The 10,923-nt window shown below is 61.2% G+C and carries 9 protein-coding genes; 3 read left to right on the forward strand and 6 right to left on the reverse strand.

All coding sequences use genetic code 11. The features are described 5' to 3' along the window. Positions 1–10: 10 nt before the first annotated feature. From KRZ98_RS12540 to KRZ98_RS12555, 4 genes are all read right to left on the reverse strand, one after another. The gene (locus KRZ98_RS12540) at positions 11–1,525 is read right to left on the reverse strand and encodes a class I adenylate-forming enzyme family protein (protein ID WP_217673855.1); all 1,515 of its coding nucleotides are present in this window, start codon (positions 1,523–1,525) and stop codon (positions 11–13) included. 239 nt (positions 1,526–1,764) lie between these two features. Then, positions 1,765–2,574, reverse strand: a complete 810-nt coding sequence (locus KRZ98_RS12545; RefSeq protein WP_217673856.1) for a TIGR03084 family metal-binding protein — start codon at positions 2,572–2,574, stop codon at positions 1,765–1,767. After that, on the reverse strand, positions 2,564–3,343 hold the full coding sequence (locus KRZ98_RS12550) for a FadR/GntR family transcriptional regulator (protein ID WP_217673857.1): 780 nt from the start codon (positions 3,341–3,343) through the stop codon (positions 2,564–2,566). Before KRZ98_RS12550 ends, KRZ98_RS12545 begins: the two co-directional genes overlap by 11 nt. Before the next feature lie 401 nt (positions 3,344–3,744). Next, positions 3,745–4,488, reverse strand: a complete 744-nt coding sequence (locus tag KRZ98_RS12555) for an SDR family NAD(P)-dependent oxidoreductase (protein WP_217673858.1) — start codon at positions 4,486–4,488, stop codon at positions 3,745–3,747. Between the two features lie 93 nt (positions 4,489–4,581). Here KRZ98_RS12555 and KRZ98_RS12560 point away from each other — a divergent pair, with 93 nt between their 5' ends. From KRZ98_RS12560 to KRZ98_RS12570, 3 genes are read left to right on the forward strand one after another with little or no spacing between them, the layout of a single operon-like run. After that, on the forward strand, positions 4,582–5,511 hold the full coding sequence (locus KRZ98_RS12560) for an alpha/beta hydrolase (RefSeq protein ID WP_217673859.1): 930 nt from the start codon (positions 4,582–4,584) through the stop codon (positions 5,509–5,511). A 31-nt stretch (positions 5,512–5,542) separates the two neighbouring features. After that, positions 5,543–7,273, forward strand: coding sequence for an amidohydrolase family protein (locus tag KRZ98_RS12565; protein ID WP_368389820.1), 1,731 nt, complete (start codon positions 5,543–5,545; stop codon positions 7,271–7,273). A gap of 14 nt (positions 7,274–7,287) precedes the next feature. Further along, on the forward strand, positions 7,288–8,952 hold the full coding sequence (locus KRZ98_RS12570; RefSeq protein ID WP_217673861.1) for a GMC family oxidoreductase: 1,665 nt from the start codon (positions 7,288–7,290) through the stop codon (positions 8,950–8,952). Positions 8,953–9,086: 134 nt separating this feature from the next. Here KRZ98_RS12570 and KRZ98_RS12575 read toward each other — a convergent pair whose 3' ends face one another. Together KRZ98_RS12575 and KRZ98_RS12580 are read right to left on the reverse strand one after the other, a co-directional pair. Further along, on the reverse strand, positions 9,087–10,193 hold the full coding sequence (locus KRZ98_RS12575; RefSeq protein ID WP_217673862.1) for a Rieske 2Fe-2S domain-containing protein: 1,107 nt from the start codon (positions 10,191–10,193) through the stop codon (positions 9,087–9,089). Between the two features lie 73 nt (positions 10,194–10,266). Beyond that, complete coding sequence (locus KRZ98_RS12580; RefSeq protein WP_254798313.1) at positions 10,267–10,788, reverse strand: FAD-dependent oxidoreductase; 522 nt, start codon at positions 10,786–10,788, stop codon at positions 10,267–10,269. Positions 10,789–10,923 lie beyond the last annotated feature (135 nt).

Raw genomic sequence — 10,923 nt, forward strand, 5'->3', positions numbered from 1 at the left:
TGGTTTTCGATCACAGGCTGCTCTCTTCAACCCGTTGGCGCGCGAGCGCCCTGGTCGCGCGAAGGTCTACCTTCATGGAAGGTGTCCGGGGCAGGGCGTCGACGAAAAGATAGTCAATGGGGATATGAGTGGCAGGTAGGGCGTCGCGTAGATGGCGGTCCAACGCGCCGCGATCAGCTGTCCGCGCTCCCGGCTGCATCTCTATCACCGCAACCGGCAGTTCACCCAACCGTGGGTCGGGCACCCCAACCACGTTGGAGAACGAAACACCGGGGAATGTGTCGATCAACCGTTCGACGCTGGCTGGCATGATCTTGAACCCGCCGCGCACGATGACGCCGTCGGCACGACCCCGATGGAACAGGAAGCCGTCTTCGTCGATGATGCCAAGATCAGTGGTGCGAATGAAATGATCGCCCAGGAACGGTACTTTGACCTCAATGATGCCGACGCGATTGGCTGGCAGAATGCGATCGTCCGTCGGATCGATGATGCGCACTGCGTTATCGCCGCATGGCTTGCCGACCGTGCCGAATTTCGTTTGACCCCATTTGGCATGCATCGCTTTGGTGACTGTGGTCACCGCGCCGCAAAATTCGGTCGCTCCATAGGTCAACAGGATGGGGACCCCAAAGCGGTGCTCGAAGGTGCGATGCGTATCAATGTCGATCGCCGAGGTACCGACCTGCACATATTGCACGCCCGCAAGTGCGTCGACCGGCAGGTCGCGGTCCAGCATCATGCGCACGCCGGCGGGCGGGATGACGATAGTACCGGGACGATATTTGCGCACGAAAGCCAGCCAATGGTCGAGATCGAACTTTTCCTGCAAGAGGATAAGTCGCCGTTCCGCCACCATCGGCAACAAGGAATAAATACCCGATATGTTGCTGATCGGAAAATTGACCGTGCCGGGCTCTCCCGGTTCACCGGCGACACGCGAGGCGTCCAGCACGCTGCCTGCCAGTATGGCCGCTTCGACCGTGGTATAGCGGATCGACGCTCGTTTTGGCGTCCCTGTGGTGCCGCTCGTCAGCAGATCGATAAATGACTCCTCGCCGGGACCGTGCGTGGTCGATCGATCGGCGGATGGATCGCCTGCAACCAGCCGCACTTGCTGTTTAGCTTCCATAGAAGACGCCAGCGATATGCCAAGTGCGCCCGGCGCCAAAGCGCTCAAGGTAACGTCGGTCCAGTCCTGTTCGTCTGCGATCACGACAGGAAGATTCAGCGTTGCAAGATCCTTCGCAATCGCTTCGGGCGATTGAAAAGCATGGACCATGATGATCGTGCGACGTTGCGCCAGCAACTGCATCAGCGCGGCGACGAAGGCCGGGCGGTTGCGTGGCACAAATCCGACCTGCGCGCACTCATCCAGGCCCGCAGCAGTCAAAAAATCTTCAAGTCGGCGGGCGACATCGGCAAGATATCCCCATCGAACTCGCCGATCTTCATATTCTAACGCAATCTGGTCGGGGTCGCCGGCCAGTGCCCGCGCCATTACCTCATCGAGTCGCGCGGTCATGACCTGCTCTTTCCGTCATCGTAACCCTGCCGGAAAGCGCCTGCCGGCGTGATACCGCAACGATGATCGTCAGCCATGACCGCCTCTCCAACTGTTGCGATAAAAGGGATACCCCAATTCACTTCGCTCAGATAGCGCTCCCGACCCCGGACATCAAGGGGCGTCTATGCGCTGCGCGTTAAATCCACGCGCAACGGGTCTGAATGCATCTACATTGCGCGCCAAGTCGCGTTGGCGGTTCAGATGGCGGGGCGCGATCCAGGCGAGGCCGGCTCCTGCGGCGCTCCCGCAAAGCATTGGGCGATTTCGAGCCAGTGATGGGCTACATCACCTTCCGTCAGCAGCGCCGTATCGGACGGCGAACGGCGTTGCGTCACGACCAGCGCGAAGTCGACCGCCGGACCGGTGACCGATCCATTACCATCGCCCTCCCATTTCCATATCGCGCCGGAGGGGCCGGTCAGCGTAACCGATGGGCTGGCGGGCATCTCGAGTTTACGGTTCCGGAACGACCAGCCAAAGGTTCGCACACCGATGTCGCAAATGTTACGGATGCGGTCGGTGTTGGCGCGACGCACGTCGAATAGGTCGTAAATGTCCTGCCCATGTGCCCACACTTCCATTTGTCGTGCGGTCGCGAAGGATACGAGGCTCATGTCGGGGCCGAACCAGGTTAGGCGCGTCTTGGGGTCGATGCCACGGAAGCCCGCGATCATGCCTTCATAGGTTTCGCGCCAGATCCGCAGCACATCCTCATCGGCGACGCCCTCGAATTCGCGCTGAATCTGCTGCGACAGTTCGACGCCTTCTGCCTGTGCCGCCCATACTATCTGAACCTCTTCGGCGAATTTGTCGTTACTTTTCAGCGAGATAAGGCCGAATCGATCGACCTGATGCAGATGCAGGATCTGGCTGCGCACGCTCCAGCCGAAAAACGGCGTTACGCGGGCGAAGTCCTTTATCGGGAAGGCGGATACGAAACGGTCGAGTTCGCGGTTCTCCGCGAGCAAATCGTCGCAAATAATCTCCAGCACGCGATCAGTCGGCATTCATTGTGGTGTCGTCGAACCGGGCGTTCTGGAAGTCGATGTGCATCCACTCATCAATCAAGTCGGAGCAGCGATGGCTCGACAATTCGGCCACCTCCACATCACCTTCCAGGATCGCGCGTGCCATCTTGGCGCGCAGCTTGCTGTAGGTGCGCACGCGTTCTGGCCGATTGCGCAGAACGTCCTGCTCGCGGCGGAGATAGGAGGCGAAGTCGTAAAGAATTTCGAGCAGCAGGATCAGCACGGAATTTGCGCTCATCTCGCCCAGGATTCGGCCAAACTCCCGCTCGCTCCGCAGGAATTCGCGATAGCCGTGACCATCATTGCCGCCTGACGCTTCTTGCGTCTCGCCCTCGGCGACGAAAGCGCGCAGCCGGTCTTGTAATTCAGGATCGCGATTGCGCGCTGCCCGCATTGCCAGTTCGGCGCGAAGCGGCTTCATGGCGGCGGTGATCTCCGACAGGCCGGCATTGCGCGACATCAGGTAGAGCGCGGCCATCCGGCTGACGCTGATCGATCCTGGCGTACGCGCGAAATACCCACCGCCCACGCCCCGCCGAATGGAGATGAGATGCTCCTGCACAACCTTAGCCGAGGCTTGGCGCAGGGTCGGTCGACTGACCCCCAGCCGCTCGATCAGATCCTCTTCTGACCCCAGGAAATCGCCGTTCTCACGCGAAAGCGCATAGGCGCGCAGCGCATTGGCCGCTTGGTCCACGGCTGAGTCGACCGACTTTACAGCCTTCTTCTTGGCGACAGCTTCCCGCATATGCGATCCTTTCAGTAAAGATGCCTCTATACAATAGAAAGTTTCGCGGCCAAGAGGATAAGCGTAGCCTGCCTGCCCCCTCCCGGCAAACTCTCTCTATGGCCTCCGGCATATGATTCATCCTCGCGAGCTTTCTCCGAACGGAGGCCGCCGTTCGGCGATGTTCCATGACGGAGTGATGCGCGACTGGCGTTGGATGGCGGTGCTGATCGCGCGGAACCGTTTTCGGTAGGAGCGTTGCGCGGGTCCCTTCATCCAAACGGGCGGCCCATTAACATGTGCTTTCTCGGCCCTGTGACGACCGGAGGCTTCTTCCCGCCTCGCGACGGCACCGGCGGAAACGATTTGGCGTAAACTGGGAAAGGCCGAAAGCCAGACCTGCCCTATCGTCGCGCTGATCTTTAGCGGAAATGGCCGCCGGTGACGGGCAGGGTAGCCCCAGACACGAAAGATGCCTCGTCACTGGTGAGGTACAGGCAGGCCTGGGCCACTTCTTCCGGCGTACCGGGGCGGCCGAGCCGGATCAGCTTCTTCATCGCTTCGCCGGCTTCATGGCCATTCTCGAACATGAAGTCGGTCATCGCAGTGCGGATGATGCCGGGGCAGACCGTGTTCAGTCGCACGTTTGGGCCAAGCTCGCCCGACAGAGCTTCGCCAAAAGCAACCAGCCCGGCCTTGGTCGCGGTATAGACCGCCATGTTCGGGATGGAACGTAGGCCCGAAAGCGATGCCACGTTGACAATCGTCGCGGCTTTCGCCGCGTGCAGGTGCGGCAGCGCCGCGCGACAGGTAAGAAACGGACCACCCAGATTGATGCCGACCAGGTTTTGGAAGTCGGCGAAGCTTGTTTCGGCGACCGGCTTGTTGATCAACACGCCAGCGACATTGACCAACCCGTCTAGACCGCCGAGTTTTCGGACGCTGAGAGCGACTGCGTCCTCGACGGCCTGTTCGCTCGAAACATCGCAAGGAATGGCAAGCTGCCCCGTTTCTTCGGCCACGTCTGCCAGAGCGTCGGCGTTTATATCGAGCAGCGCCAGCGCCGCCCCTTCCGCTGCAAACAGGCGCGCGACGGCGGCCCCCATCCCTGCGCCCGCACCCGTGACCAGAATATGTCGGCCCGCCAGTCTGTTTGTGCCCATCATCCTATTCCTATACCTCTTGATATGTTTTCTGCTAGGTATAGAGAGTTGATCATACGCGCCATAGCGCAATTGAACGACCTGTAGGAGAGGTGGATGCTGATGGATGCCGATGCGCAGCAATTGATGGAAGCGCTCAAGACGCTGGCGCCGCTGCCGACGCCTGATGCGGTCGCGGCCGACTATCGCGCGGAGCAGATGGCCAAACTCGCGATGCGCGAAAAGGATTTCGTCGCTGTCGATCGGGTGGAAACCTTCGAGATTGTCGGGCAGGACGGGCCGGTCACCGTGCGCCTCTATATTGATGGTGCCGATGCGGCACTGCGCCCTGTGCTGATTTACATGCACGGCGGCGGTTTTGTCATCTGCAACATTGACACACACGATGCCTTTTGCCGCCGCCTTGCGCAGGAAACCGGCTGTGCGGTGCTATCAGTCGATTACCGGCTCGCACCCGAACACCCTTATCCCGCCGGCTTCAACGATGCGTGCGATGCCCTGATCTGGGCGGCGTCGGACGCAGCGGCGGCGGAAGGCATCGACCCAACCCGCATCGCCGTGGGGGGCGACAGTGCGGGTGGTGCATTTGCCGCCGCGCTCGCGCAATGGGCGCGCGACACAGGAGGGCCGAAAATTGCGCATCAACTGATGATCTACCCGGTCATCAACAATGACTTCACGACCGCTTCCTACAAACAAAATGCAAACGATTATTATCTGACGACCGAGGCGATGCGCTGGTTCTGGCGGCAATATCTCGGTGACGAGAACGCATTCAGCGACAGCTATGCCGCACCAGGCCGCGCGAGCGATTTGTCGGGTCTGCCGCCCGCGACGATCGTTACGGCAAGTTTCGATCCGCTGCGCGACGAAGGCATAGATTATGCCCGCAGGCTCGAAGCGGCAGGCGTTCCGGTCGAATATCGCGATTATGCGGCCTTCCACGGCTTTGCTGGCATGGAAATGCTCAAGAGCGCACAGGATTCCCGCGCCTTCATCGTAGCGCGGCTCAAAGCGGCACTCTGAAAATCGACTTCTGGAACTGAGGAGAATGCCGGTGGAGAAGGCCGATATCGTCATCCGGGGCGGGACTTTGGTGGACGGCAGTGGCACCGCGCCGCGCCGCGCCGATGTGGCGATCGCCAACGGCCTCATCCTGGCGGTCGGCGACCTAAGCGGCGTGGACGGCGCGAACGCCGAGCAAATCGATGCGACCGGATGTCATGTGACACCGGGTTTCGTCGACATCCATACCCATTATGATGGCCAGGCCATCTGGGCCGAGCGCCTGCAGCCATCATCGGTCCACGGCGTGACAACGGTGGTGGTGGGTAATTGCGGTGTCGGATTCGCGCCCTGTCGGTCGGAGGATCAGGATCGCCTGATCGCGGTGATGGAAGGGGTTGAGGATATTCCCGGCGCGGTCATGGCTGATGGCCTTGACTGGAATTGGGAGAGTTTCGGCGAATATCTCGATGCTGTGGATGGGCGAGACCATGATATCGATGTTGCCGCCTATCTGCCCCATTCGCCGTTGCGCGTGTTCGTCATGGGCGAGCGCGGCGTCCGGCGCGAGCCAGCGACCGCTGAGGATCTTGCGCAGATGCGCGTGCTCGTGGTGCAGGCGATGCAGGCCGGCGCGCTGGGTTGCGCTACGTCGCGTCTCTCCTACCATCGCACGTCTGAGGGGGAACTGATCCCTAGCTATGGCGCGGAGCGCGAAGAATTGTGCGTCCTGGCCGATGCGATGGCGCAAGCCGGGGGCGGACTTCTCCAGGTCGTGCCGGATTTCGGCGCTGGCGACGTGGAAAGCGAATTGTCCCTGCTGGCCGATGTCGCGCGGCGCACGGGGGTGCCAGTCACATTTACGGGCACCACCGGTGCATCATCGTCGATCCTGCGCGATCCTCTCGATCGCTATGCAAGTGAAGGACTGAACCTTAGCGGTCAAATATTCCCGCGCCCAATTGGCATGGTGATGGGGCTGGACCTGTCCTGGAACCCCTTCAGCTTCTGCCCATCCTATGGCGAAGTCGCCGACCTGCCACTGGCCGACCGTGTCGCCCGGATGCGTGATCCCGACCTGCGCGCCCGCCTCCTGGCTGAGCAGCCCGACCACAGCCGTTTCCCATTGGCGCGCCAGACCCGCAATTTCGAGCGGACCTTCCCGATCGCACAGACGCCCGACTATGAACCGTCCGCCGACCAGTCGATCGCTGCCCAGGCCGCGCGCGCCGGCATATCGCCCGAGGCACTTGTCTATGACGCGCTGTTGGAGCTTGACGGTCAGGCGATGTTGCTGGTGGCGATGGGCAATTATCAGGACGGGTCGCTCGATACGCTCGCAGAACTGATCGGCCATCCCCGCACCGTGCTGGGATTGGGCGATGGCGGGGCCCATTATGGATTGATCTGTGACGCCAGCTACCCATCGACCATATTGTCGCACTGGGTGCGGGATCGCGCGCATGGCCGCTTGCCAATTGAACAGGCGGTGCGGGAATTGGCACGCAAACCGGCCGAAGTGGTGGGACTGCTCGACCGCGGGCTGTTAGCGCCGGGTTACAAGGCGGATGTCAATATCATCGATCTCTCCGCCGTCCGCCTGTTTGCACCAGAAGTTGTTCGCGATCTGCCGGCCGGCGGGCGCCGTCTGTTGCAGCGTGCGCAGGGCTATCGCGCGACTCTGGTGGCGGGGCAGGTCACTTATCGCGACGGCAATGCGACCGATCGCCTGCCCGGCCGTCTGGTGCGGGGTCGGCAGCAGGCACCACGGCAAGCGGCTTGAAGGAGGGAATATATATGCAGACGTTCGAGGCCGATTATGTCATCGTCGGGGCAGGCAGCGCAGGCTGCGTGCTTGCTAACCGGTTGAGCGCTGACCCAACTGTCCGCGTTTTGTTGCTGGAGGCTGGCGGTGATGACCGACCCCATCGCAACTGGCGCCAGTTCGCGTCAAATCTGTTGATCCAGGTGCCGGTCGGCTTCGCCAAGACGATGAAGAACCCCCAGATCACCTGGCCCTACGAAACCGAGCCGGATGCGGAAACCGGCAACCGCCGCCATGCTTTGCCACGCGGTCGGGTGCTTGGTGGCTGTTCGTCCATCAACGCAATGCTTTACGTCCGGGGCCAGCGCGAGGACTACGACCTGTGGCGGCAGATGGGCTGTACTGGCTGGGGCTGGGATGATGTGCTGCCCTATTTCAAGCGTTCGCAGAACAGCGAGAATGGCGCGGACGATCTGCGCGCTGTCGGCGGCCTGCTCAGCGTGACGCGCAGCCGCAATCCGCGGCCGATCAGTCATGACGTCATCGCGGCGGCGGAAATGATCGGCCTGCCGCATATTGATGACGTAAACGGACCCAGCCAGGAAGGGGTGGCTTGGAGCCAGGTGACGATGCGCCGGGGCCTGCGTCATTCGACTGCCGCTGCCTTCCTGCGCCCGGCGGAAGGACGGTCCAATCTGCACGTGCTGACTTGTGCACTGGTTGAAAAGGTGATCATATCGAACCGGCGCGCGACCGGCGTGGCGTTCAGCCTGGACGGCGCGCCGGCCGAGGCGATAGCCCATGCCGAAGTCATCCTGTGCGGTGGCGCAATCAATTCGCCGCAACTGCTGGAGTTGAGCGGTATCGGCGACGCGTCGCGGTTGCGTGATCACTCTATCGATCCCGTCGTTGATCTGCCAGCCGTCGGTGAGAATTTGCAGGATCATTATATGACAGCGCTCAGCTTCCGGCTGAAGCCGGGCACCAAGTCGATTAACGAACAGACGCGCGGCTTTGGTCTGTTGGGGCAGGCGCTGCGCTATGCCGTCACGCGCGACGGGCTGCTGGCGCAGTCCTCCTCGCAATTGCTGCTGTTTGCCCGTTCGCGGCCCGATGTCGCGACCCCTGATATCCAGATGCATTGCACGCCAGCAACGATGAAGCCCGATCTGATGTCCGGCAAGATGGTGGCGGACGACCATCCGGGTCTGACCTTTGCGCCCTGTCATCTGCGGCCAGAATCACGGGGGCATGTCCATGTCAGGTCGGCTGATCCAACGGCAGCCCCGGCAATCGTGCCGAATTTCCTGACGTCCGCCGCAGACCGTGCGGCGCAGATCGAGAGCATCCGGTTGGTGCGCAGGATTGCAGAACAGCCGCCGCTGGCGCGCCACATCATGACAGAGATATTTCCCGGCGATCAGGCGCAAACCGACGAGGATCTGCTCAATCATGTACGCCGGACCGGAACCACGGTGCATCACCCCGTCGGCACCTGCCGCATGGGTGCAGATCCAGCGTCTGTGGTCGATCTGGAACTGCGTGTGCGCGGCGTGGAAGGCCTGCGCGTCGTCGATGCGTCGATCATGCCGCGGCTGGTTTCGGGGAACACCAATGCACCGGTCATCATGATTGCGGAAAAGGCGGCGGACATGATCCTTTCGAGCCGTAAGGCCGATGCTGCTTGTGCCGCCTGAAGGCGACATCATATCGCTCTGACCATGCCTGTTGTCATCTACGCAGGCGAGCATAAATTGCTACGAAACAAGGCCGGGTCGCTCTTTCGAGCGACCCGGCCTTGGACGTCGATCCGGTCGTGGACGACTGTCGATCAGGCGACGTCCTTCACATGGGGCGGCTGCTTTTTAGCGTAGAACTGACTATAATAAACGCGGTTACGACCGAACGGTCCATCACCCAAGCACACCAGCGGCGGCTCGACGCGGCGATGCTTGTCGAGGATGACCTTATCCTGGTCAAACTGCCGCACAATGTCCTTGATCAGCGCCTTGGCAAGCCCGGCGCGCGGTCCTTCTACTTCAGCAAGAGGCTGAGTGAAGGCGAAGCAACTGTGCGTCTTGTCGCGTTCTACGGGCGCGGTGCCGGTGACGAGGATCGTATCGGTCAGGCCGGAGAAACGGACGAAACCCTGTCCAGGGCCATAGGTAAGCGATTCGATCTTGCCGTCGATGATGCCACGCGGGGTCTGCAACTTCAGGAAGGACGTGATTTTGCGCGAAATGCCGTCAAATGCGAATTCATATTCGGGCACGGTCGTTGCGCCATGCACATATTTGAAGTGGCTGATGTCCACGGCATTGTCGGCCATATTCTCCAGAGCGGTATAGACGTGCCACTGATACTTCCGGAATCCCGTCCAGCCGTCCTGCCCGACCTCGGGGAAGATCATGGGCTCCCACTGGGGTGGCGCGCCTTCCGAATGGTACCAGACCAAAATCATGCCATTGGCTTCTACGACCGGCCAGCCGGGAATGCAGCCAGGGCGCTTGGCCTGTGGCGGGATGGCGTGTGAGTACGGGATTTCTTTGCACGAACCATCACCGTCCCATCGCCAGGCGTGGAAAGGACATTCCAGCAGATTGCCATGGACGACACCGCCGACCGCCATGTTGGCGCCATAGTGGGCGCAATAGGCGCCAGTTACGCGCGCCTTGCCATCCTCGCCGCGCCACAGTGCCAGATCCTGGGCGAAATAGCGGACAGGCTTCAGTTGACCGACGGCGAGTTCATCGGCGTAGCAGATATTGTACCAGCCCATGGGAAACTCGCTTTGCAGGTTCCGGTCGTCCGGATTGCCGCGGTTTTCCACTTCGGCCATGCGCCACGTCACCAGATCCTCACCTGCTAGCGATGCCATATGAAGACGGGTCGCCGTCTTATGCGCGTCGGCCGCAGGTTCCTGCGTCTGTTCAGTCATCAGCTTGCTCCTAGATAGAAGTATCTCTTTATCCGACTTGGCGGATCATTCCAACCCATTCATCCGGGTCAACTCAGCAAAGTGCAGGCTGAACGGTCCCGTACCGTGCGACGATCGCGCGCATCGCCTCGTACCCGTCGCGCACCGCGTCCCCGATCCGCCCGCCTTTTCGACTGTCGCCGATAACGTGGCAGGCGATGCCCGCGCGCAATAGCGGAGCCAGGAGGTCATCGTCGGAATCGCGGCCTTGCGCCAATAGAAGCCGACTCGCCGCGATCGAATACGGCGCGCGGCTTTCGCCACTAACTTCGACCATACCTTCGCCAACGGCCGTGACATGGTGGCGTTCCAGCACCGTGATGCGTGCATGATGGTTCAACCGGCCGATAAGATTAATGCGATATACGGCTTCGGCCGATCGGGCGAGCTGGTCGGCACGGGATCGGGAAACGAGCGTAACGGTAGCGCCCGTCGCCGCGACAAATTCCGCTGCCTCGCATCCTGTTTCGCCGCCGCCATAGATGACGACATGCTCGCCTTTGACGAAGTCGAGGGTGGTATCGCCCATCAACAGGTCATAGGCCTCAACGACCATGGTATCGCCTAAGGCCTGTGGACAATTAGGGGATTCCCTTTTCCGCGCAGATCGGATTCAAGACTGGCGAAGGGAGCGCCATCTTGGATCGACACGGATTAAGCGACGAGCAGTGGGAGCGGGTCCGTCCGTTTC

It is taken from the genome of Sphingobium sp. AS12 (assembly GCF_019097845.1).
GTDB lineage: Bacteria > Pseudomonadota > Alphaproteobacteria > Sphingomonadales > Sphingomonadaceae > Sphingobium.